General features: G+C 63.4%; 21 protein-coding genes. 9 read left to right on the top strand and 12 right to left on the bottom strand.

The window, feature by feature from the left end:
• Window positions 1-91 precede the first annotated feature (91 nt).
• Together H4I97_RS08190 and H4I97_RS08185 are read left to right on the top strand one after the other, a co-directional pair.
• The gene (locus tag H4I97_RS08190) at window positions 92-676 is read left to right on the top strand and encodes a nitroreductase family protein (protein ID WP_182307400.1); all 585 of its coding nucleotides are present in this window, start codon (window positions 92-94) and stop codon (window positions 674-676) included.
• Window positions 676-1,290, top strand: a complete 615-nt coding sequence (locus H4I97_RS08185; protein ID WP_182307399.1) for a flavin reductase family protein — start codon at window positions 676-678, stop codon at window positions 1,288-1,290. The genes H4I97_RS08190 and H4I97_RS08185 overlap by 1 nt, the downstream gene beginning before the upstream one ends.
• A gap of 8 nt (window positions 1,291-1,298) precedes the next feature.
• On the opposite strand, the gene H4I97_RS08180 is transcribed toward H4I97_RS08185, so the two are convergent.
• Window positions 1,299-2,039, bottom strand: a complete 741-nt coding sequence (locus H4I97_RS08180; RefSeq protein ID WP_182307398.1) for an aldolase/citrate lyase family protein — start codon at window positions 2,037-2,039, stop codon at window positions 1,299-1,301.
• 79 nt (window positions 2,040-2,118) lie between these two features.
• Between H4I97_RS08180 and H4I97_RS08175 the strand changes: the two genes are divergently transcribed.
• Window positions 2,119-3,291, top strand: coding sequence for a DUF2336 domain-containing protein (locus H4I97_RS08175; RefSeq protein WP_182307397.1), 1,173 nt, complete (start codon window positions 2,119-2,121; stop codon window positions 3,289-3,291).
• A 5-nt stretch (window positions 3,292-3,296) separates the two neighbouring features.
• Here H4I97_RS08175 and H4I97_RS08170 read toward each other — a convergent pair whose 3' ends face one another.
• The 4 genes from H4I97_RS08170 to H4I97_RS08155 all read right to left on the bottom strand — a co-directional run bounded on the left by H4I97_RS08170 (window position 3,297) and on the right by H4I97_RS08155 (window position 7,568).
• On the bottom strand, window positions 3,297-3,707 hold the full coding sequence (locus H4I97_RS08170) for a hypothetical protein (protein ID WP_182307396.1): 411 nt from the start codon (window positions 3,705-3,707) through the stop codon (window positions 3,297-3,299).
• A 161-nt stretch (window positions 3,708-3,868) separates the two neighbouring features.
• A complete protein-coding gene (locus H4I97_RS08165) occupies window positions 3,869-5,068 on the bottom strand; it encodes an AI-2E family transporter (protein ID WP_378143300.1) in 1,200 nt (399 codons plus the stop codon).
• Between the two features lie 228 nt (window positions 5,069-5,296).
• Window positions 5,297-7,357 (bottom strand): DNA topoisomerase IV subunit B, encoded by a 2,061-nt coding sequence (parE, locus tag H4I97_RS08160; protein WP_182307394.1) that lies wholly within the window; start codon window positions 7,355-7,357, stop codon window positions 5,297-5,299.
• Between the two features lie 16 nt (window positions 7,358-7,373).
• On the bottom strand, window positions 7,374-7,568 hold the full coding sequence (locus H4I97_RS08155) for a hypothetical protein (RefSeq protein ID WP_182307393.1): 195 nt from the start codon (window positions 7,566-7,568) through the stop codon (window positions 7,374-7,376).
• Between H4I97_RS08155 and H4I97_RS08150 the strand changes: the two genes are divergently transcribed.
• From H4I97_RS08150 to H4I97_RS08130, 5 genes are all read left to right on the top strand, one after another.
• Window positions 7,561-8,439 (top strand): alpha/beta fold hydrolase, encoded by an 879-nt coding sequence (locus H4I97_RS08150; RefSeq protein ID WP_182307392.1) that lies wholly within the window; start codon window positions 7,561-7,563, stop codon window positions 8,437-8,439. The two genes, H4I97_RS08155 and H4I97_RS08150, sit on opposite strands and share 8 nt — an antisense overlap.
• Window positions 8,440-8,580: 141 nt before the next feature.
• Complete coding sequence (tpiA, locus tag H4I97_RS08145; RefSeq protein WP_182307391.1) at window positions 8,581-9,351, top strand: triose-phosphate isomerase; 771 nt, start codon at window positions 8,581-8,583, stop codon at window positions 9,349-9,351.
• Between the two features lie 91 nt (window positions 9,352-9,442).
• On the top strand, window positions 9,443-9,916 hold the full coding sequence (secG, locus tag H4I97_RS08140) for a preprotein translocase subunit SecG (protein WP_182307390.1): 474 nt from the start codon (window positions 9,443-9,445) through the stop codon (window positions 9,914-9,916).
• A 145-nt stretch (window positions 9,917-10,061) separates the two neighbouring features.
• The gene (locus tag H4I97_RS08135; protein ID WP_182307389.1) at window positions 10,062-11,690 is read left to right on the top strand and encodes a CTP synthase; all 1,629 of its coding nucleotides are present in this window, start codon (window positions 10,062-10,064) and stop codon (window positions 11,688-11,690) included.
• 130 nt (window positions 11,691-11,820) lie between these two features.
• Window positions 11,821-12,255 carry a hypothetical protein gene (locus H4I97_RS08130; RefSeq protein WP_182307388.1) on the top strand — a complete coding sequence of 145 codons (435 nt, stop codon included), beginning with the start codon at window positions 11,821-11,823 and terminating at the stop codon, window positions 12,253-12,255.
• 12 nt (window positions 12,256-12,267) lie between these two features.
• Here the strand turns inward: H4I97_RS08130 and H4I97_RS08125 are convergent, their stop codons facing one another.
• The 6 genes from H4I97_RS08125 to H4I97_RS08100 all read right to left on the bottom strand — a co-directional run bounded on the left by H4I97_RS08125 (window position 12,268) and on the right by H4I97_RS08100 (window position 19,154).
• Entirely contained in the window at window positions 12,268-13,476 is a 1,209-nt protein-coding gene (locus H4I97_RS08125) for a Tad domain-containing protein (RefSeq protein WP_244658744.1), read from the bottom strand.
• A 212-nt stretch (window positions 13,477-13,688) separates the two neighbouring features.
• Complete coding sequence (locus H4I97_RS08120; RefSeq protein WP_182307386.1) at window positions 13,689-14,912, bottom strand: molybdopterin molybdotransferase MoeA; 1,224 nt, start codon at window positions 14,910-14,912, stop codon at window positions 13,689-13,691.
• A complete protein-coding gene (moaC, locus tag H4I97_RS08115; protein WP_182307385.1) occupies window positions 14,913-15,401 on the bottom strand; it encodes a cyclic pyranopterin monophosphate synthase MoaC in 489 nt (162 codons plus the stop codon).
• Window positions 15,398-16,213 (bottom strand): indole-3-glycerol phosphate synthase TrpC, encoded by an 816-nt coding sequence (trpC, locus tag H4I97_RS08110; RefSeq protein WP_182307384.1) that lies wholly within the window; start codon window positions 16,211-16,213, stop codon window positions 15,398-15,400. The genes moaC and trpC overlap by 4 nt, the downstream gene beginning before the upstream one ends.
• A 9-nt stretch (window positions 16,214-16,222) precedes the next feature.
• Entirely contained in the window at window positions 16,223-17,245 is a 1,023-nt protein-coding gene (gene trpD, locus H4I97_RS08105; protein ID WP_182307383.1) for an anthranilate phosphoribosyltransferase, read from the bottom strand.
• A gap of 22 nt (window positions 17,246-17,267) precedes the next feature.
• Window positions 17,268-19,154, bottom strand: a complete 1,887-nt coding sequence (locus H4I97_RS08100; protein WP_182307382.1) for a peptidylprolyl isomerase — start codon at window positions 19,152-19,154, stop codon at window positions 17,268-17,270.
• Between the two features lie 169 nt (window positions 19,155-19,323).
• On the opposite strand from H4I97_RS08100, the gene H4I97_RS08095 reads away from it, so the two are divergent.
• Complete coding sequence (locus tag H4I97_RS08095) at window positions 19,324-22,047, top strand: cation-translocating P-type ATPase (RefSeq protein WP_182307381.1); 2,724 nt, start codon at window positions 19,324-19,326, stop codon at window positions 22,045-22,047.
• 58 nt (window positions 22,048-22,105) lie between these two features.
• Here the strand turns inward: H4I97_RS08095 and gltA are convergent, their stop codons facing one another.
• Window positions 22,106-23,395, bottom strand: coding sequence for a citrate synthase (gene gltA / locus H4I97_RS08090; RefSeq protein WP_182307380.1), 1,290 nt, complete (start codon window positions 23,393-23,395; stop codon window positions 22,106-22,108).
• Window positions 23,396-23,522 lie beyond the last annotated feature (127 nt).

Genomic DNA, 23,522 nt, shown 5'->3' with positions numbered 1-23,522 from the left:
CTTCCTCACCAATGGAAGCAACTTCAATCCGAATGCGATGGCAATTTCAAGACTTTGTCTGTCGCTCCAGCCGAAGGGAAAGCAAATCACCATGAAAAACGACATCCGCCTTGCCGAATATCTGGCGACTCGCCGTTCCGTGCCGGCCTTTCAGATGTGTGAACCCGGCCCGTCGAGGGAGGAGATCGAAGCGATTCTGACGCTGGCCGTCAGGGTTCCGGATCATGGCAAGCTCGCGCCGTGGCGCTTCATCGTCTATCGGGGCGCCGAACGGGCGCGGATCGGCGATGCGCTGCTTGCGATGGCGATGGAGAAGAACCCGGACTTGAGTGGTGAAATGCAGGCGGTCGAGAAGACGCGATTTACCCGGGCGCAGGTCGTGATCGCCGTCGTCAGCCGCGCTGCGCCGCATCAGAAGATCCCGGAATGGGAACAGCTGATGTCGGCGGGTGCAGTCTGCCTCAACCTGCTGATGGCGGCCAACGCCCACGGCTACGTTTCCAACTGGCTGACGGAGTGGTTCGCCTATGACGAGCGTGCCTATCCCTTGCTCGGAATCGCTCCGGAAGAAAAAGTGGCGGGCTTCATCCATATAGGTTCGACGACCTTCCCGGTCACCGAGCGCCCGCGCCCGGCGATCAGCGACGTCGTGAGTTGGGTCGGCGGAGACGAATGATGTTCTACACCACGGATACGAACCTCCACGGCCTGCCGCACGACCCGTTCAAGGCGATCGTAACGCCGCGGCCGATTGGCTGGATCGGTTCGAAGGGGAAGGACGGCTCGAGGAATCTTTCTCCGTACTCCTTCTTCAACGCCGTGAGCGACCGGCCGAAGATCGTCATGTTCTCGTCGAGCGGACGAAAGGACACATTGCGCAACGTCGAGGAGACCGGTGTCTTCACCACCAGTTTCGTCGGCGCCGAGATCCTGAAGCCGATGAACGAGTCGTCGGTCGTCGTGCCCTACGGTGTCGATGAATTTTCGATCGCCGGCCTCACGGCTCGAACGGGGGAATTGGTCGATGCGCCTTATGTCGGTGAGGCTCTTGCTGCGTTCGAATGCAAGGTGACGGAGATCCATCGCCTGAAGACGGCTGCCGGCGGCTTCTCCGACAGCTATGCTGTCTTCGGCGAGGTCGTCGGCATCCACATTGACGAGCGGGTCTTGCGCGACGGCCGCTTCGATGCAGCGCTGGCGAGGCCGATGGCGCGGATGGGTTATATGGATTACGCCGAGGCTTCGGAGACATTCGAACTCCTGCGCCCGACGCCGCCCTCGCAAACCTGACGCAGCCTTCACGAGAAGAGGCGATTGACCGTGGCGACCTGTTCCGGTCGCTCGCAGATCATGGCGGAGAAGCCATCGTGCAACGCGGTCTGGCACGTCTCGGACACACTGTCCTCGTTGGTCTCCGCTCCGAGCCAGTCGACCGCTGCGACGCTAGCTGATGCTGCGCCGAGCAGGATAAGCCCGCGCGCGGTTGCCAGACCACAGGGAAGGCGCGGGGAGGGGATGGCGGCGGAGATCCCGAGGCTTTCGCCAAGCGCCGCCGGGTTCCAGGCGAGCCCCGCCAGGCGCTTCGATTTTCCGGCAAGGCTCGCGGCCGACAAAGCACCCGCCGGATTGTCGCCGGCAAGCGCAAGGATCGCGATGTGGCCGACCGTCAGGCCCGCCTTTGCTTCTTCCACCGAGAGCATCACATCGGCCTTCTGGACATCCGCGCCGCAGGTCGCGCCGCTGAGCACGATCGCGTCCGGTCGGTGAGGGACGACGAGCGACAGCGCAAGGGCGAGGGCGTCCGTGTCGACGGGCGGCGGGACAAGCGCGAGAAGGGCCGGTGGCGTCTGGCTTCTTCCGATCCGCTGGGTGAAAGCCCTAACGGTTGCTGGCGCAATTGCCGCGTTCTTCATGCGATCCGCACGGAGGTCGAGAGCTACGGCATCGGCACCCGCGATGTCCTGTTCATCGAAAAGCCCAACGAGAAGCACGGATCGGACGCGCCGTCCGCCGAGCTCAAACAGCCCATATGTTTTCAAGGGAAACCTCGTGGTTAACGGATATGGTGAACCAATCTTAAACACTTTGGCGATAGTGTGAAACCGTGGCTGACAGGCCATGGGGACTCGCTTGCATCCGCTGGGGCTGGAATTGATCGTAGAGACATTTCTTCGTTGGGTTGAGACCGCAAGGGCGGGCGACCGGGCGCGGGCAGCCAATGCCCTTGCACGGGCGTTCCTGCGCTCGACCATGGCCGCCGAAGAGCGGCGCGCCGCCAAGGTGGCGATGACCTACCTGCTGGACGATCCGTCTCCGCGGGTACGCCTCGCGCTCGCCGAGGCACTTGCCGACGCGCAGGAGGCGCCGCGTGCGCTGATGATCTCGCTCGCCGAGGACCAGCTGGAGATCGCCTCGCAAGTGATCCTCCGCTCACCCGTTCTCAGTGAATCGGATCTCGTCGACCTCGCCGGACGGGGATCGACTGCGACGCGCATGCTGATCGCCGCCCGTCCGTATGTAGGGCGCGGACTTGCTGCCGCACTCGCCGAGATCGGCGATGCCGACGAAACGGTGGTGCTGCTCGAAAATTCTGCTGCCGATATCGCCCGCTTCACCCTGAAGCGCATCGCGGAGCGGCACGGCGGTGACGAAAACGTCCGCGCGCAGCTGCTTGAACGCGACGACCTGCCGGCAGATGCCCGCCAGTTGCTCGTCCAGCACGTGACGGAGGCGCTTGCCAGGTTCGGCCTCGTCAGGGCGGCGGTCGACAGCCGCCGCATCGAACACCTGATCCGCGAGGCCGGTGCCAGCGCCACCATCACCATCGCCGCCAATGTCCTGCCGGATGAACTGCCCGCGCTTGTCGAACATTTGCGGGACACCGGGCGGCTGACGCCAGCCTTTCTCATGCATGCTTTGTGTTCCGGTCGCACCGACTTCTTCGCCGCCGGCATGGTGAGCCTGTCGGGGCTCGATGAACGGCGTGTGCGGTCGATCCTCGCGACGGGACGCTTCCATGCGGTTCGCGCGCTTCTCGAAACGACAGGGCTGCCGCGGGAAGTTAGCCCGGTTTTCGTCGAGGCAATCATGCTCTGGCGGAACGCGATCCAGGCGGCCTGTGGCAGCGAAATGGAGAGCGTTTCCGCCCGTCTGATCGAGCGTTATCGCAAGGAACCGCCGGAAAGCGAGACCGCAAGAGCGCTTCTCGATACGGTCGAAAAACTCGCGATCATCGATCAGCGTCGTCTCGCGCGTGACTACGCGACCGGGCTCGCGCTCACCGCGGCCTGAAAAACTCAGGGCGTCAGCCTCTTCGCGACCCAGGAATAGCCGTCTGCGACCACGTGGAGCGGTGTCTCGAACACCATCTTGATCCGTTCGGTTCCGGGCAGAACGCCGCGGATCCTCGCGACGGCTCTCGCCGCAAGACTTTCCTGTTCCTCGACGGGCGGTTTTGCCGCCTCGGCCGGCGGCGTTTCGGTTGCCTGTGGGGCGGTCGCGGCCTCGTTTCCGGCATTCTCCGGAGGCTGGCAAACGGCGATCACCATGGGGTAGTTGGCGCCCGTATAGCCTTCGAGCACCTGCTCCGACGCTGCGTGGCAAAGCTCGATCGAAACCCATTTCTGGTCGGCCGTGTCGATGTAATGGCACTGGCTGACGCTGTCGTCGCAGCCGAGAATGGTCATCATGATGGCGGCGGTTTTCATGCGGCTGATCCCCCGAATCTGCATCTCGCGAAGATCTGTTAACGCCGGCATTCGAGCGACACCATGGCGAATGCCGATCCTGAACGGAATTTAATGCACGACGCCTGGCTTAGTTGTTACTTGGTCGAGGAGGCACGAGGACCGTAGATCGGGCGCCGTCCTCAGGGAACGGACGCCTTGCGGATCAGCGATGTCTCCGGCGGGAGTTCGCCGATCACCGGCTCAATGCCGTCGCCATCGCGCGGCTCGGACAGCTCGACCTCGCGCATCCACTCCCTCCAGATGGAGACGATAAGCGCCATCAGCACCGGGCCGATGAAAAGGCCGAGGAAGCCCATGGTCTTCACACCGCCGACGAGGCCGAAGAAAGTCGGCAGAAACGGCAACTTGATCGGCCCACCGACGAGGCGCGGCCGAACGGTCTTGTCGACGATGAAGAGTTCGACCGTGCCCCAGGCGAGCAGCCCGATGCCGGCGACATAGGAGCCACGCGCGAGCAGATAGAAGGAAACGAGGGTGAACGAAAGCGGCGCTCCGCCCGGCACCAGGGCCATCATCCCGGTCAGGACCCCAAGCGTTACCGGCGAGGGGACCCCAGCCAGCCAATAGGCTGTGCCGAGCACGATGCCTTCGCCGATCGCGATCAGCGTCATGCCGGTCACCGTCGAGCTGATGGTCGCCGGCACGACACGGGAAATGCGTTCCCAGCGGGTCGGAAGGATGCGCTCGCCGAGCAGATCGAGCTGGCGGGTAAAGTTCGAGCCGTCCCGGTAGACGAAAAACAGCGCAATCAGCATGAAGAGCAGGGTCAAAATCAGGTGGAAGGCGCCGTCACCCGCCGCGATCAGTGCCCGGTAGATGTTGCCGATATTGGCGCCACTGACGATCTGAATAAGGGAGCCGATGGCCCCCGGAGAACCGATGTGCTCCTGCCACTTTTCACCGAGCCAGGGCCCGACGCCCGGGAGCGCAGTGATCCAGTCCGGCGGCGGCGCACCGAAGCGGTTGACCTCGAGCGCCCAGCCGATCCATTGGCGTACTTCGCCGATCGTGTAGCTGACGGCGATACCGATCGGCACGACCAGAAAGGCGACGATGAACAGGATGGCGAGCGTCGCACCGATGGTGGTGTTGCCGCCGATCCGGCGCAGGAGTTCCTTGTAGAGCGGCCAGCTTGCAAAGGCGATTACCAGTGCCGCAAGCACCGGCACCACGAAGCCGTGGAAGAAATAGATGCCGGCGATCACGATCAGGACGAGGAGCCAGCGGGCTGCGGAAATTGGCGGAATAAGCGCCGTCCGGCTCGGCGCCACCGGCCCGAGCCAACGTGGTGCGTTCGGTTTCTTGTTGTTTTCGTTCATGCTCACGACGATAGGCTACTCGATCTGTCCGGGCGGCGATAAGCGCCGCGACCGTGGCCCGCCGATATGCGGGCGGGTGCACCAAAATCAACGGATCTCCCGGCCGTTCTTTGCGAACGCCGGGCGACGACTGCCGCCCTTATATCAGGGATGTTTGCGTCTGCCTAATGACATCTCCGTCGCAACCGCAAGCGTTGAGGTCATCAAGAAGCCTCGCGGCTCCCGTCGTCAGATGTCGAGGTTTTCGGCGAAGATCGCGCGCTCCTGAATGAAGCGGAAGCGCGCCTCCGGCTTCGATCCCATGAGTGCGTCCACCGCGTCGCGGGTGCCCTCGAAATCGACGTCGTCGATCTCGACCCGCAGCAACGTGCGCTTGGCGGGGTCCATGGTCGTCTCCTTGAGCTGGGCCGGCATCATCTCGCCCAGGCCTTTGAAACGGCCGACCTCGACCTTCTTGCTTTTGAAGACCGTTTCCATCAGTTCCGCCCGGTGGGCGTCATCGCGCGCGTAGACCGTCTTCGCCCCCTGGCGGATGACATAGAGCGGCGGCACGGCGAGGTAGAGGTGATTGCCGCGGATGAGCTCCGGCATTTCCTGATAAAAGAAGGTGATGAGCAGCGAGGCGATGTGCGCGCCGTCGACGTCCGCATCGGTCATGACGATGATGCGTTCGTAGCGCAGGTCCTCGTCGCGGTATTTCGTGCGGGTGCCGCAGCCGAGTGCCTGGACGAGATCGGCGATCTGCTGGTTGGCCATCAGCTTTTCACGGCTGGCGTTGCCGACGTTCAGGATCTTGCCGCGCAATGGCAGGATCGCCTGATTGGCGCGGTTGCGCGCCTGCTTGGCCGAGCCACCGGCCGAATCGCCTTCCACGATGAAGAGCTCGGCGCCCTCCGCGGTGTTCTGCGCGCAGTCGGCCAGTTTTCCGGGCAGGCGCAGCTTACGCACGGCGGTCTTACGGTTGACTTCCTTTTCCTTGCGCCGCCGGAGCCGTTCCTCGGCGCGCTCGATCACCCAGTCGAGCAGCTTCGCCGCCTCGGCGGGATTGTCGGCGAGGTAGTGGTCGAAGGGATCGCGCAGCACATTCTCGACGATGCGCTGGGCTTCGACGGTCGCGAGCTTGTCCTTGGTTTGGCCGACGAATTCCGGCTCGCGGATGAAGACGGAGAGCATGCCGACCGCCGAGATCATCACGTCGTCGGTGGTGATCTGCTGCGCGCGCTTGTTCTGCGTCAGCTCGGCATAATTCTTCAGCCCCTTGGTGAGCGCGATGCGCAGGCCCGCTTCGTGCGTGCCGCCTTCGGGTGTGGGGATCGTGTTGCAGTACGAGTGCAGCGCCGGGTCACCGCCGTACCAGGTGACCGCCCATTCCATCGCGCCGTGGCCGCCGGTCTTCTCCGTCCGCCCGGCGAAGATCTCGCGGGTGACGGTGAAATCCTTGCCGATCGTCGCAGCGAGATAGTCCTTGAGACCACCGGGGAAATGGAAGACTGCCTTATCCGGGATGTCGCCACCTTCCGGCACGAGACTTGGATCGCAGCTCCAGCGGATTTCGACGCCGCCGAAGAGATAGGCCTTCGAGCGGGCCATGCGGAAGATGCGGGCCGCCTCGAACCGTGCCTTGTCGCCGAAGATCTGCGGGTCGGGATGGAAGCGCACCCGTGTGCCGCGGCGATTGTGGACCTCGCCGAGTTCTTCCAGGCCGCCGAGCGGCACGCCACGGGAGAAGCGTTGCCGATAGAGTTTGCGATTGCGCGCGACCTCGACCTCAAGCAGATCGGAAAGCGCGTTGACGACGGAAACCCCCACACCATGAAGACCGCCGGACGTCTCGTAGGCCTTGCCGTCGAATTTGCCGCCGGCATGCAGCTTGGTCATGATGACTTCGAGCGTCGATTTGCCCGGCACCTGCGGATGGTTCTCCACGGGAATGCCGCGGCCGTTGTCGGTGACGGTCAGGAAGCCTTCGGCGTCTAGATGGACGTCGATGAAGTCGGCATGGCCAGCCACCGCCTCGTCCATCGAGTTGTCGATGACTTCGGCGAAGAGGTGATGAAGCGCCTTTTCGTCGGTGCCGCCTATATACATGCCGGGACGCATCCGCACCGGCTCAAGTCCTTCGAGCACGCGGATCGAGGACGCGCCGTACTCGTTATCGGTCGAAGAAGCGGGCGCGGCGCGCGGCTTCGCGACCTCGCTCGAAGGCTCGGATGGCGTGGTCGGAGCAGGGGTCTGCTCGGGCCTCGGGGTGAGCGGCATGCCCGCAAAGAGATCGTTGTTGTCGTCCATGGCGTCGTTCAATAATCTATTTCGTCGGGCGGAACCAGCATGGCGTCCACACCTGATCGCCCTTGCGAATCACCCGAATTGTGCCAGAAAGGCGGCGCAGGCGCGACTTGGCCGGACCGGCGCCGCGTTCGTTCAGGCAAGCTTTGCGGTCGCCGGCCGGCAATGGCAAGGCGCGTTCCGGCAAGGAGGCGACGGTCGTCGAGATGTCCACAGCTCATTTCCGCCTTGCCCTCGCTTTCGGCACATTGCTGGTCCTTGCAGGTGCCACGAGGGCTGATTCCGAAGCGCTCAAGCCCTTCAAGGATGAACTCTTTTCCAGCCAAACGGTGGTCGAGAGCGGCGACGGCGGCGACTTCAAGGTCGTCGACTATCAGGAGATGCGTGACATCAACGGTCGCGACCAGATCCCGGAACGGCGCGTGAAATCGGCCTATGTCTCGCTCGGGGTCCGGCGCCAACAGGTCGACGAGACCCTTGATCTCGGCACGCGGAAGCTCGCGGTGACGCGAACCGGTGCCGCCGAAGGAAGCCGGTTCACCGTGATCTTCGTCCACGGGCGCGGCGGCGACCGCAGGCTGGGCGCGAATGACTTCACCTTCGGCGGCAATTTCAACCGGCTGAAAAACCTCGCGGTCGAAAATGGCGGTACCTACTATTCGCCGAGTGTTCCTTCTTTCGACAGCGACGGCGTTGCGGCGATCGCCGATCTGATCCGCTTCAGCGCGGCGCAGTCCTCCGGCAAGCCGGTCGTGCTCGCCTGCGCCTCCATGGGCAGCTTCATCTGCTGGGGGATCGCCCGCGATGCGGCAACCGTCGAGAAGCTCGCAGGCATGGCGATCCTCGGCGGCGCGACCGATCCGGCTTTCATCGGCAGCGCCGCCTATAAGCACAAGCTTCCGCTGTTCTTCACGCATGGCAGCCGCGACAGCGTCTATGCGGCCGATGACCAGATCGCGCTCTACCGGCGCCTGCATGGCGAGAAATATCCGACACGCTTCACGCTCTTTCAAACCGGCTCCCACGGCACCCCCGTGCGGATGAGCGACTGGCGGGAAATTCTCAACTGGATTTTTGTCCACTGACCGTGATGGCACCCGTGTTCTCAGCCGGACCGTGTCGAAAGGTCAGCCTGCTTTGTCCCGGCAAAACAGGCGTTCCCGCTTTCCTTTCGCGGCGGCATTTGCTAGTCGGGCAGGGACGTTAGAGAGGGGTAGGAGTTTGCCATGACACCGAATGTTCGTCCGCTTGTCGCCGGAAACTGGAAAATGAACGGCACGCGTGCCTCGCTCGACCAGATCAAGGCGATTGCGGAAGGCGTGAAATCGCCCCTGTCGGAGAAGGTCGAAAGCCTGATCTGCCCGCCGGCGACACTGCTCTACGTCGCGACCGCGCTCTGCGACGACAGCCCGCTGGCGATCGGCGCGCAGGACTGCCACCAGAACGTATCCGGTGCCCATACCGGCGACATCTCGGCTGAGATGATCGCGGATTGTTTCGGTACCTACGTCATCGTCGGCCACTCGGAGCGCCGCACAGACCATGCCGAGACCGACGATCTCGTTCGCGCGAAAGCCGAAGCCGCCCATGCCGCCGAACTCGTTGCGATCGTCTGCATCGGCGAGACCGAAGCGGAGCGCAAGGCCGGTCGCACCCTCGACGTGCTGAAGAACCAGCTTGCCGGATCGCTCCCGGATGCCGCAACGGCGGCAAACACGGTTATTGCCTACGAGCCGGTCTGGGCGATCGGCACGGGGCTGACACCGACCGTCGAGGACGTCCGGGAGGCGCACGCCTTCATGCGTGCCGAGCTCGTGAAGCGCTTCGGCGGCGAGGGCGAAAAGATGCGCATCCTCTATGGCGGCTCCGTGAAGCCCTCCAACGCCAGCGAACTGATGGCGGTGGCAAACGTCGACGGCGCGCTGATCGGCGGGGCGAGCTTGAAGGCTGCCGACTTCCTCGCCATATACGGCGTCTATGGTGAACTCCTCGCCTGATTTGCTGCCGAGGGGCTTTCTTTGACGCGACCTCTCATGTAAAGAGCCGCCAATCCTTTCAGATTTTGCCCATGGGCAGGATGGAACATCCATGCAGACCGTTTTGATTGTCATTCATCTCATGATCGTGCTGGCGCTGGTCGGCGTCGTGCTCATCCAGCGGTCCGAAGGCGGCGGCCTCGGCATCGGCGGCGGCTCCGGCTTCATGTCGGCACGCGGTACGGCCAACGCGCTGACCCGCACGACGGCAATCCTGGCGGCATTGTTCTTCATCACCTCGCTCGGCCTTGGCGTTCTTGCCCGCTACGAGGCGAAGCCGACCGACATCCTCGACCGCATTCCGGCTGGTACCTCCAACGGCTCCAACGTTCTCGACCAGCTCGGCGGTGCGCCGGCGCAGGCTCCCGCTTCGGGCGCGACGGCCCCGGCCGAGGTTCCCGCTTCGGGTGCAACCGCTCCGGCGGAAGCTCCGGCTGCCGGCGCCCCGGCGCCTGCCACAGGCACGCAGGGTGCAGCCCCGGCCCAGAAGCCGGCCGATCCGAACGCCGTTCCGACCGGCAACTGATCGGATTCACGATTTCCACTCCGGCGGGCTCTCGGGTCCGCCGGATTTCTTTTGTCAAGTATTCCGCCTCGTCCCAGAAAAAAAGACGGGACACGATCGTTTTTGGCTGGCGGAATCAGTCTCGAAAAGGTATCCGGTGACTCCCATGGCGCGATATGTATTCATCACAGGCGGCGTGGTCTCCTCTCTTGGCAAGGGCATTGCAGCCGCGGCACTCGGAGCATTGTTGCAGGCGCGGGGCTACCGCGTGCGCCTGCGCAAACTGGACCCCTATCTCAACGTCGATCCGGGCACGATGAGCCCGACGCAGCACGGCGAAGTGTTCGTCACTGATGACGGGGCGGAAACCGACCTCGACCTCGGTCACTATGAACGCTTCACGGGGCGTTCGGCCACGAAGACAGACAACATCACCACCGGTCGCATCTATAAGAACATCATCGACAAGGAACGTCGTGGCGACTATCTCGGCGCGACCGTTCAGGTCATCCCGCACGTCACCAACGAGATCAAGGACTTCGTCGTCGAAGGTAACGAGGACTACGATTTCGTGATCTGCGAGATCGGCGGCACCGTCGGCGACATCGAAGCGATGCCGTTCATCGAGGCGATCCGTCAGCTCGGCAACGAGCTGCCGCGCGGCACCGCCGTCTACGTTCACCTGACGCTGATGCCCTATATCCCGGCCGCCGGCGAGCTGAAGACCAAGCCGACCCAGCATTCGGTCAAGGAACTGCAGGCGCTCGGCATCCATCCCGATATCCTGCTCGTCCGCGCAGACCGCGAGATCCCGGAAGCAGAGCGCCGCAAGCTGTCGCTCTTCTGCAACGTCCGTCCCTCGGCCGTCATCCAAGCCCTCGACGTCGCGAACATCTACGATGTGCCGATGGCCTATCACAAGGAAGGTCTTGACAACGAGGTGCTCGCCGCCTTCGGTATCGAGCCGGCGCCGAAGCCGCGCCTGGAAGCCTGGGAAGAGGTCTGCAACCGCATCCGCACGCCGGAAGGCGAGGTGACGATCGCGATCGTCGGCAAGTACACGGGCCTGAAGGACGCTTACAAGTCGCTGATCGAAGCGTTGTACCACGGCGGCATCGCCAACCGCGTCAAGGTCAAGCTCGAATGGATCGAGTCGGAGGTCTTCGAAAAGGAAGACCCGGCGCCCTATCTCGAGAAGGTCAACGGTATCCTGGTGCCGGGCGGCTTCGGCGAGCGCGGCTCGGAAGGCAAGATCCACGCGGCGCAGTTCGCCCGCGAGCACAAGGTGCCCTATTTCGGCATCTGCTTCGGCATGCAGATGGCCGTCGTCGAAGCGGCCCGTCACCTCGCAGGGATCGAAAAGGCGTCCTCGACCGAATTCGGTACGACGACGGACCCGGTCGTCGGCCTGATGACGGAGTGGATGAAGGGCAATCAGCTGGAAAAGCGTGCCGCCTCCGGGGATCTCGGCGGAACGATGCGGCTCGGCGCCTACAAGGCATCCCTCAAGAAGGGCACGAAGATTGCCGAGATCTACGGTTCCACCGAGATTTCCGAGCGTCACCGCCACCGCTACGAGGTCAATGTCGACTACAAGGACCGGCTGGAAGAATGCGGGCTCGTCTTCTCCGGCATGTCGCCGGACGGACTGCTTCCGGAGACGATCGAGTATCCGGATCATCCGTGGTTCATCGGCGTGCAGTACCATCCGGAACTTAAGAGCCGTCCGCTCGATCCGCATCCGCTGTTTGCGAGCTTCATAGAAGCGGCGGTCGAGCAGAGCCGCCTGGTCTGACGAGCGGCCATATTGCTGAGACTGTGACAAAACCCGGCTGCGACAGCCGGGTTTTCTATTGTTCGCTCATCGGAGCCAAGGTCCGTACAAGCCTCCTGCGCCACTCTGCGCGCAATTCTTGGAGGTCGTCATGCGTATTGCTGCAATGCCCATGTATTCGTCGCGGGACACTCATGGCGCGACGGGTGTATCCCGGACTTCGGGAAAGTCCGATTTCTTCGCGCTTCTGGATGAGAAGAGCAATCCTCGCTCGTTTATCAGCGAAGAGGATCTCGAGGCGCGCAAGAATGAACACGAGGCTAGGCAGAAGGCGGAAAAGAGCGCCGCCCGGGCCGACGTCATTTCGCAGTTCCTGGATTATTCGGAGATGACGTTCGCCGAGAGGATTCGCGCGGCCTGGCTTTCCGACCACGATCTGACCGAAGAGCAGCTTGCTGCGCTGCCGGACGATCAGCGCAAGGCGATCGAAGATGAGATAGAGGAAGCCGTCAAACGGCAGCTCGGCCTCGAAGGCGCGAGCGGTGGAACATCGGCGGAGATCGTCGTTGACGGCGATCACCGCTGACGCCGCCGCGCGTCAATTGACCAGCCGGGCTCCCGACGCGGCTCCGCCCGAACCTCCGCCCGACGACGTATAAGGTTCGATCTGCCAGTTGGCAGAATTCATGATCATGCTGTTCACGACCATGGAAATCCGGTTCACCTGATTGGTGGTGGAGTTGTAGGTGACATCGCGGTTCGGCAGGTAGATGATGCCTTCCAGCGTCTCTCCGAGCGAGCCGTTGAAGATGTACTGCTGCGAATAGAGGTTGTTCGCCGGGTCGCTCGTCTTCTCGAACATCAGGATACCCTTGTAGGTACCGCTGGTCGGTGCGATGCCGCGGAACTTGACGCCTCCGTTGATGCGGATTTCGCTGTAGACGTCGGGGAAGTAGAAGGTGACGCCCTCGGCGACCACCGTCGCGTTGCTGTTGATGATCATCCGGCCCCGGATGATGTGCAGGCCAGGTTCGAAAGTGATCGTCGGACTGCCGTTGAAGCCGGTGTCACAGTGGAGGCCGGGTTTCAGCGAGACCACCTGGTCGTTGATCCAACCACTGCTGGTGCAGTTTGCAGGCACGCTCGGCTCGGGGAGGGCGCCGGCATAGGGATCCGGATCGACGGAACAGCCGACCTGCATATTGGAGATCGTCCCGCCGTTCTTGATGTAGTTGGTGCCTTTCACGCAGAACTTGGCAGTATCGATCGTCGAACCCGCATTCATGATGAAGGCAGGCGCCGCCTTCGAATGGACGTGGATTTCGCAGGCCTTGGAGGTGATGTTGGCACCCGAGTTGATCAGCACGTCCTGACCTCGACTGGCGAGGACGTAGATGCAGGCGCCGCCGGCAGCAGCCGACGTATTTGCGATCGCAGTAGAAGTGACCGAGACGTTGAGCGATGAAAGGCCGACGAGGCTGAGGAAAGGGCTTTCGCTCTGGCCGGAGTAGAGCCCGGTCAGGCTTCCATCGCCGTTTCTGGTGAGTGTCAGGGCCTTGCCATAATCGACGCCCGTGTCTCCTCCCGAAGCAAGGAACTGCTTGGCGGTCTCAAACTGGCGACTGGCGTCCGTCTCGTGCACGGCCGCGAGCACTGCGCTGTCGAGCAGGCCCTGCAATCGCTCCTTCTCGACATAGGCGCCGGCCACGTCGATCGCACCACCGGCAACCAGCAGGAGCACGGTCGCCAGGAGGGCCGTTATGATGCCGAAGTTCCCGGAGCGGTTCCTGAGAAATCCTTTAAACACATGAAAAGGAACCGAAAGTCTGTTCGTCGACATTATCTTGCTATCTACAAAGTCATTCATGAAAAGATGAGCGCCGGTGGCATGAGTCCCGGAGATCATTCTCACAGCCTGACAGATGCTCGTGAAAATCCCCTAAAGATATATGGTTATCGATATTGAACGATATGAGGGCCCGACGGCTCAAAGGCTTCGCTCTCCGAAGCGTTTTCTCGTCAGCCTTCGAACGGCCTCAGGAGCAGAACGGAGCAGGGGGAGCCGGGGGCGAGTTCCGGCGCTTGCGGCGGCCGGACGATCAGGCAGTCCGAATTGGCGAAGATCTTCATCATGGAAGAGTCCTGCTTTTCATACGGCTCCGCGACGAGATGACCTTCGTCGTCCCGGGTAAGGCGTGCTCGCAAGTGGTCCTGCCGCCGGTCGTTGGCGCGCAGGAGATTTGCCGTCTTCGCGATCGCTTCTCGGTTGCGCGTCGAGCGGCGCGCAAGCTTGCAGACCAATGGTTCGAGGAACAGCAGGCCGCAGACCATGCTTGAAACCGGATTCCCGGGCAGGCCGAGCACGTGCATGTTGGCAAGCGAACCGACCATCAGCGGCTTGCCCGGCCGCATGGCGATCTTCCAGAAGTCGAGTTGCATGCCGGCGCCGACCAGTGTCCTTTGAACCAGATCGTGGTCGCCGACCGACGCGCCGCCGAGCGTCACGAGCACGTCGGCGCCCGCGTCCTGCGCCTTGCGGACCGCGGCGGTGATCTGTGCGGTGTCGTCGGGCACGATGCCGAGATCGAGAACGTCCGCCCCGTTCTCGCGCGCGAGCGCGGCGACGCCGAAGCTGTTGGAGCCGACGATCTGGTCCGGACCGGGATTTTCTCCAGGCCGCACGAGCTCGTCACCGGTCGCCAGAATGGCGACGAGCGGCTTGCGGTAGACGACGACGTTTCCATGATTGAGAGCTGCTGCAAGCGTCAGGCGGGTGAAGTCCAGGGACTGCCCGGCCGACAGGACCGTCTCGCCTTCGGCGAAGTCCTGCCCGCGCGGCCGGATATGGCGGCCCGGAGCCGACGCAAAGGTCGTGCGGATGCGACCGTCTTCGAGCTTCTCGGTGTCTTCCTGGATCAGGACTGCGTCGGCACCCGTCGGCACAGGCGCACCGGTGAATATCCGTACGGCTTCTCTTTCGCCGACCGTCCCGTCAAAACTATGCCCTGCGGAGGCCGTGCCGATCACGCGAAGGATGGCACCCGGCGCCGCGGCATCTTCGCTCCTCAGCGCATAGCCATCCATGGCGGATGCATCGAACGGAGGCTGCGTCAGTCTCGCGGCAAGGTCTTCGGCGAGCACGCGGCCGGCGGCACTATGGAGGTCGAGAACTTCGGTCCGGCCGATCGGGACCGCCGGATCGAGCAGCCTGGAACGCGCTTCACTGACCGAAAGAAGGCTCATCTACAGGGCCTCGGGATTGCGATAGTGACCGGATTTGCCGCCGGTCTTTTCGATCAGCCGGATACCGCCGATCTCCATGCCCTTGTCGGCGGCTTTCGCCATGTCGTAGATCGTGAGGCATGTGACCGACACGGCGGTCAGAGCCTCCATCTCTACGCCTGTCTGTCCGGTGAGTTTGACGGTCGCCGTGACCCTGAGGCCCGGCAGTTCCGGTTCCTCGTCGATGTCGACGGTGACCTTGGACAACATCAGCGGGTGACAGAGCGGGATCAGGTCGGATGTCCGCTTCGCCGCCATGATGCCGGCAACGCGCGCGGTGCCGATGACGTCACCCTTCTTGGCATTGCCCTCGCGGATCAGCGCGAGCGTTTCCGTCCTCATCCTGATCCGGCCCTCGGCGACTGCGACCCGCACGGTCTCCGTCTTGCCGCCTACGTCGACCATATGGGCTTCGCCCGAGGCTGCGATGTGCGTCAGGCCGCCCGTCATTCCGCTGCCATGATCCCGGCGCCGTTGCCGAGCAGCGCCCTTGTCGCCGCGGTGACGTCATCCTTGCGCATCAGGCTCTCTCCGACCAGGAAGGTCGTGATGCCGCTTTCCTTGAGCCGCATGCAGTCGGCATGGGTGAAGATGCCGCTTTCTCCGACCAGCAGCCGCTCGTCCGGGACCATCGACGCGAGCCGCTCGCTGACGGCGAGATCAACCTCGAAAGTTCTGAGATTGCGATTATTGATGCCGATCATCGGCGAGGTGAGCTTCAATGCTCTTTCGAGCTCTGCCTCGTCATGGACCTCGATGAGCACGTCCATGCCGAGCGCCATCGCCTCGGCCTCGAGCATCGCCGCATCGGCATCCGAGAGCGATGCCATGATGAGAAGAATGCAATCCGCACCCCAGGCGCGGGCCTCGTGCACCTGATAGGTATCGAACATGAAGTCCTTGCGCAGCGCCGGCAGTGCGCAGGCATCCCGAGCAGCCTGGAGGAACTCCAGTCTGCCCTCGAAGCTCGGCGTGTCGGTGAGCACGGAAAGGCACGCGGCTCCACCGGCCTCGTAGGCTGACGCCAGCACCGGAGGATCGAAATCGGCGCGGATAAGGCCCTTCGAAGGGCTCGCCTTCTTGATCTCGGCAATCAGTCCAAAGAGGCCGGACGCGCGCTTTTCGGCAAGCGCACGGAAGAAACCGCGCGGCGGTTCGCGGTCGGCCGCCATAGCCCTGACGTCCGCGAAGGGAATCGCTGCCTTCGCGGCGGCGATCTCTTCGCGCTTGTAGACCTCGATGCGCTTCAGGATATCGGTCATGGCGTGAGCTTAGCCCTGTGCGACGGAATTGGAAACCTCGATCAGCTTGTCGAGCGCCGCCGCCGCTGCACCCGTATCCAGCGACCGGACGGCGAGCGCCATGCCCTCGCGGACGTCCTCCGCCTTGCCTGCGATGACGAGCGACGCGGCCGCGTTGCAGAGCGCGACATCGCGATAGGCGGTCCGCGCACCGGCAAGCACGTCACGCAGCGCGGCGGCATTGACGACGCCGTCACCGCCGCGGATCGCCTCCAGCGAAACGACCGGAACGCCGAAATCCTCCGGCGTGAGCTCAAACGTGGTGATCTCGCCGTCCTTCAGGGCCGCGACCATGGTCGGGCCGGTCGTCGTGACCTCGTCGAGGCCGCTTCCGTGCACCACCCAGGCGCTCGTCAGTCCGAGATCGCGGAGCGCCTCGGCGCCGGGCAGGAGCCATTCGGGCGAATAGACGCCGAACAGCTGCCGTTTGACGCTCGCGGGGCTCGAAAGCGGGCCGACGATGTTGAAGATCGTGCGGGTGCCGAGTTCGACACGCGCCGGACCGACATGACGCATGGCGGGATGATGAAGCTGGGCGAACATGAAGCCGATGCCCGCCTCGCGAATGCAGAGCGAGATGGTTTCCGGATCGATGTCGAGCTTGACGCCGAGCTGCGAGAGCGCGTCGGCAGTTCCCGACTTCGAGCTCAGCGCCCTGTTGCCGTGCTTGGCGACCGGAACACCCGCGCCTGCGACGATCAGCGAGGCGAGGGTCGAGATGTTGTAGGTATTGGTGCCGTCGCCGCCAGTGCCGACGATGTCGATGGCGTCCTCGGGAGCCTCGACCGGAACCATCTTGGATCGCATGATCGAAACGGCACCGGCGATTTCGTCGACGGTTTCGCCGCGCACACGCAGCGCCATCAGGAAGCCGCCGATCTGGGCCATGCTGGCCTCTCCGGACATCATGACTTCGAAGGCGTCGCTCGCCTCGATGCGGCTCAGCACCTGTCGAGTCGCCACCTTGGCGATAAATGGTTTCAGTCCGGACATGCTGTTATTTTCCCCCAAAGGCCTAGCGAACCATCGCCTGCTCGGCGAGCGTGCGATTGATGGTCACGCCGTATTCGGTCTGCAGCCGGTTGACCATCTGGTCGAGGATATCGTCGCCGGCGGCCTTGGCAAGCGCGAGTACCTGGGAATCATCGTTGCCGAGAACGTTGGTCGTCGGCTGTTCGCTGACCGCTGTAACCTTGAGCAGGATCTGTGTTTCCGGGTCGGCGCCGGGTGCTGCCGCAACGGTGCCGTTCGGACCGGAGAAAGCTGCGGCCACGGCCGCGCGGCCGAGGATCGGGTCGTCGCTCGCGCGACGAATGCCGGTCTTGGTTTCGACGGCGAGGCCGAGTTCAGTTGCGAGCGCTGCAATGGTTTCACCCTTCGCGAGACGATCCTTGAGGCTTTCCGCCTTGGCGCCGAGAGCAATCTTCTGCTGTTCGGCGGTCCAGTCGGCGATTGCCTTCTCTCGCACCTCGTCGAGTGTGCGGTCGCGTTCGGGCACGACTTCGGTCACGTCGAACCACAGGTAGCCGTCCGTGCCGATGTTGAGCGGCAGGGCCTCGATGCCGACATCCGTCTTGAACACCTCGGCCAGCAGTTGATCGCGGGACGGAAGCGTGACTTCGGCTTCCGACATGTCGCGGCCGCGGTGGTCCACAGGTTTGACGCTGACCGGCTTCAGTTTCAGCTGGGTCGCGGCCTCGGCGAGCGTGGAGCCGGAGGCGCGCAGATCCTCGAACTGGTCATGGATCGTCATGATGTCTTCCTGGGCGGCGGATTCGGCGAGTGCCTTGCGGATTTCGTCCTTCACCTCGTCAAGGCTGCGCGTGCGGCCTTCCTTGATGTTGGTGACGCGCAGGATGACCGGCCCGAAGGTCCCTTCGACGACCGGCGTCGTGCCGCCTTCCTTGGTGACGGCGAAGGCTGCCTCGGCAAGGGTCTGGTCGGGCATCTGCTCACGGGTGAAGTCGCCGAGCAGCACGTCGCTGGCGGTCTTGCCCTGGTCGGTGACCAACTGGTCGAACGGAGTCCCAGAAGCCAGTTCGGCCTGCGCGGCCTCTGCCATCTCGCGGGTCTCGAAGGTCAACTGCTCGACCGTGCGCGTTCCGGGGATCTCATAGTTCTTCTTATGAGCGTCGTAATCCTGCTTGATCGCTTCTTCCGAGATCGAGGCGAGATCGGCGATATCGGACGGCTCGAGCTTCACGTAGGAGAAGCTACGGTATTCGGGCGCCCGGTAACGGCTCTTGACCGTCTCGTACCAGTCGCCGAGCGTCTTTTCGTCCGGTGCCGTGATGGGGTCGATGTTCGCCTTGGTCAGCAGGAGGTAATCGAGCGAGCGGTTTTCGTCGCGGTAGCTCTTCAGCGCGTCGACGAGCACCTTGGGCGGCTCGAAGCCGTCGGCCGTCGCTTCGACGATCTGGCTGCGGACGGCAACCTTCGAACGTTCGCTGATGTAGTCGGCCTCGCGCAGGCCGGCATTGCGCAGTCGCGACGTGAAGAGTTGGCGGTCGAACTGGCCCGATGGCGAGTGGAAAGCCGGATCATCGGCGATCAGCTTGGCGAGGCGGTCCTCGGAAAGTCCGAGGTTCATCTTTTCCGAAAGCTGGTCGAGCGCAGCACCGGCGGCGAGCTGGGCGAAGACCTGGTTCTCGATGCCGAGCGCGCGCGCCTGTTCGGAGGTGATCTGCGTGCCGAAGCGGCGGCCGAGATCGGCAAGCTGCCGCTGATAGGCGAGGCGGAACTCGTTCACCGTGACCTTCTGGTCGCCGACGGCGACGACCGTCTCGGAAACACCGTTCATCAAGGATCGCGACGCGCCCCAGATGCCGAAGGAAACGGCGAGAATGAGCAGAAGGAATTTCGCCACCCAAGTCCGGGCGGCCTTTCGCATGACGACGAGCATCGGGACGCAAACCTCATTTCTGTTGCTCGCCAGTCGGCGAAGCAGATGACGTTCCATAAATCAAACCCGCAAGGAAATGAAGGCGTGATCTCGCGATTCTGGCCCCGGGCCGCGCGGCGCGAGTCTCGCGGCATCAACGACCGTCAGTGCTTGCGTATGACAAATATCAATGTTCGTTGCCCGGACCTCTTCCTATAGTGGTGTGCAGGCGCGGACTAGCGAACGGGGAACCGACTTGACAGCACAGACAGAGATATCGGCGAACATCCGACGAGAAGGATTGACCTCGCAGGAGGTCGCGGCGGCCCTCGAAGTCCATGGCGCCAACGTCCTGCCGGTCGGCAAGCCGCCGTCCTTCCTCAAGGTGCTGGTCATGCAGTTCCTCAGCCCCTTGATTTATATCCTGATGGTCGCGGCGGTGGTTTCCGCCTTCGTCAGCGAGATCACCGACGCGCTGTTCATCGCGGTCGTGCTGGTGATCAACGGTATCATCGGGGCGGTGCAGGAGTACTCGGCGGGACAATCTGCGAATGCGCTTCGTGCGCTGGAGGAACCGCAGGCGACCGTCGTCAGGGACGGAGTGCGTCAGGTCATCGACGCCACCGGGCTTGTTCCCGGCGACCGGGTTCTGCTGGAATCCGGGCAGCGCGTTCCCGCAGACATCCTGCTCGACGCGTCCGACCACCTGCAATGCGACGAGGCGACCCACACGGGAGAATCGCGTCCAATCTACAAGTCCGAGGGCGATTCCGTCTTCGCCGGCACGATCGTGACCCGCGGTCGGGCCGAGGGCATCGTGGCGGCGACAGGCAACAGGACCGAACTCGGCAGAATCGCGGACGCGATCCGAGAGCGCGTGACCGCCAAGCCGCCCTTGATGATCCGCATGGAAGAATTCACGCGGAGGATCGCGCTCGCCGTCGGCGTTGCGATCCTCTTCCTTTTCGCGGTCGGCTGGTGGCGTGCGATGCCGGCGGGCGATCTCTTTACCATGTCGATCGGCCTCGCCGTTAGCGCAATACCGGAGGCGCTGCCGATCGCCATCTCGGTCGCACTTGCGATCGGCATGCGGCGCATGGCTCGTGTCAACGTCATCGTTCGGAATCTCCCGGCGGTGGAATCGCTCGGTTCCTGCACGATGATCGCGACCGACAAGACCGGTACCCTGACGCTGAACGAACTAACGGTGACGGACATTCGCCTGCCCGACGACAGTCACTGGATTCTGGAGGCCGGGCCGCATCCGCTTTCGGGCGGCATCAAGAGCCGTGACGGAGGCAAGAATGGCCCGAACGCGGCCGTGCGGCGGTTGCTTGGCGTCGGCAGCCTGCCGAACGAGGGAGAGATCAGTGTCGACGGTGCCGAAACCTGGCGACCGGTCGGCGATACGGTGGACGTGGCACTGCTTGCCGCGGCGCACAAGGCCGGCATCAGCCGATCGAGCCTTCTCGAGAGATTTCCGCTCGAACGGCGCATTCCATACGAACCTGAGCAGAAATACGCCGCCTCCTTCCACCAGGTCGAGGATCGTATGCACGCCTTCGTCAAGGGCGCGCCGGAACTGCTGCTGTCGATGTGCAAGACGATGGAGACGGCCGAGGGTGCCGTCCCGATCGACCGCGCCCATGTGCGCCGCCAGATGGAGGAGATGGCCCGCGCTGGGCTGAGAGTGCTCGCCTTCGCCGCCGGCGAGATCGGCGTTTCCGGCGACGGCGAATACGGCGGGCATCTGTTGATCGACCTGAACTTTCTCGGCCTCGTCGGCATGCAGGACCCGATCCGTCCGGAGGTGCCCGCGGCGCTCGACTCCTGCCGCCAGGCCGGCATCGCCGTCGCCGTCGTCACGGGAGACGATCCGACCACGGCGAGCGTGATCGCCCGTCAGGCGGGAATGCGATTTGCCGAGACGGACGTGGTGACGGGCGACCAGATTGCGGGGGCCATCGCTGCCGGCGAGAGCGTGCTCGACGGGCTCACCCGGCACGGAAGCATTTTCGCGCGCGTGAAGCCGGACCAGAAGCTCGCGATCATCCGCTCGCTCGCCCGCAACGGCCACTATGTTGCCGTGACCGGCGACGGCGTCAACGATGCACCGGCGCTCAGGCACGCCCATGTCGGCGTGGCGATGGGCCACGGTGGAACCGACGTTGCAAAGGAGAGCGCGGACATCATCCTCACCGACGACAACTTTGCTTCGATTGTCGCCGGCATACGGGAGGGCCGTGTCGCCTACAACAACATCCGCAAGGTGATCTTCATGCAGATCTCCACGGGCGCCGCCGAGGTCCTGCTCTTCCTGCTCGCCATGGTGCTCGGCGCGCCGATGCCGATGACGGCGGTGCAGCTTCTCTGGCTCAATCTCGTCACCAACGGCGTACAGGACGTGGCGCTCGTCACCGAGCCTGCGGAAGGCGACGAGTTGCGTTCGCCGGTGCGCCGTCCGGGAGAGCCGATCTTCGACCGGCTGATGCTTCGACGCATCGTTCTGGCGACCGTGGTCATGGGGGGTGGCGGCTTCGCCTTCTTCTACTGGGCGACGGCGTCCGGTCTCTCGCATTTTGCGGCGAGCAACCTGCTGCTGTTGCTTTTCGTGCTCTTCGAAAACTTCCAGTGCATCAACAGCCGCTCCGAGCGCCGCTCGGTCTTCCGGCAGTCGCACGTCTCGAACCCGTTCCTGCTGCTCGGCGTCCTGGGTTCCCAGGCCCTGCACATCGGCGCGATGTACGTGCCGGGGGTGAACGATCTCTTGGAAATCGCGCCGATTTCGCTGGAGCAGTGGCTGTTGCTGCTGGCGGCCGCCGCATCGGTTCTCGTGGTCAGCGAAATCGACAAATGGCTGTTGCGCCGGCAGGAGTCGATGAAGCGCGGCAACGACGACAGCAAAGCGCAATAAAAAAAGGCCCGGAAGACCTTGGTCTGCCGGGCCCTGTGTTACTGCCGTGACGGCGTTCTCAGCGTTGCGATACGGGCACGTAGTCGCGCTTCGGTGCGCCGGTGTAGAGCTGGCGCGGACGACCGATGCGCTGCTGCGGATCCTCGATCATCTCGTTCCACTGGGCGATCCACCCGACGGTGCGGGCGAGCGCGAAGAGAACCGTGAACATCGTCGTGGGGAAGCCGAGCGCACGCAGCGTGATGCCGGAGTAGAAGTCCACGTTCGGATAGAGCTTCTTCTCGATGAAGTATTCGTCGTTGAGGGCGATCTTCTCGAGTTCGAGTGCGACCTTCATCAGCGGGTCGTCGCCGTGACCGGTCGCTTCGAGGACCTCGTACATGGTCTTCTGCATGATCTTCGCGCGCGGATCATAGTTCTTGTAGACGCGATGACCGAAGCCCATCAGGCGGAACGGATCGTTCTTGTCCTTGGCGCGCGCAATGTATTCCGGAATGCGGTCGACGGAGCCGATCTCCTGCAGCATGTTGAGGGCTGCTTCGTTGGCGCCGCCGTGGGCCGGACCCCAGAGGCAGGCGATGCCGGCTGCGATGCAGGCGAACGGGTTGGCGCCCGACGAGCCGGCGAGGCGAACGGTCGACGTCGAGGCGTTCTGTTCGTGGTCGGCATGCAGGATGAAGATCCGGTCCATGGCGCGGGCGAGTACCGGATCGACCTTGTAGTCGTCGCAGGGTACGGCGAAGCACATGTGCAGGAAGTTCGCCGCGTAATCGAGATTGTTCTTCGGGTAAACGAAGGGCTGCCCGACATGGTACTTGTAGGCCATCGCGGCGATCGTCGGCATCTTGGCGATCATGCGCAGCGACGCAACCATGCGCTGATGCGGATCGGTGATGTCCGTCGAGTCGTGATAGAACGCGGAGAGCGCACCGACGGTGCCGACCATGACGGCCATCGGGTGGGCGTCGCGGCGATAGCCGGAGAAGAACTTGCTCATCTGTTCATGCACCATGGTGTGGTGCGTGACGCGGTAGTCGAAGTCCTTCTTCTGGGCGGCGGTCGGCAGGTCGCCGTAGAGAAGCAGATAGCAGACTTCCAGGAAGTCGCCCTTCTCGGCGAGCTGTTCGATCGGATAGCCGCGGTGCAGCAATACGCCTTCGTCGCCGTCGATATAGGTGATCTTGGATTCGCAGGACGCAGTCGAGGTGAAGCCCGGATCGTAGGTGAAGGAGCCGGTGTGCTTGTAGAGGGCTCCGATGTCGATGACACTCGGCCCGATGGTTCCTTCCTTCACCGGAAGGTCGACCTTCTTGTCGCCGAGTGCCAGTGCTGCGCTTTTTTCCGTCATGCTAATCCTCCGAAATTGGCGGTCCGGCGCCTTCGAAAAGGCGTCGCAGGTTAAGCGTCCCGAGTTAGCTATATGATCCCGACGTTAATGCCAAGCTAGCCAAAGGGCAAATTGTGCGACGCGAAAT

The sequence above is a fragment of the Ciceribacter thiooxidans genome (assembly GCF_014126615.1).
GTDB classification, from domain to species: Bacteria; Pseudomonadota; Alphaproteobacteria; order Rhizobiales; family Rhizobiaceae; genus Allorhizobium; species Allorhizobium thiooxidans.
The sequence above is the reverse complement of the archived record's forward strand: the minus strand, read 5'-3'. Positions and strand labels throughout refer to the sequence as shown.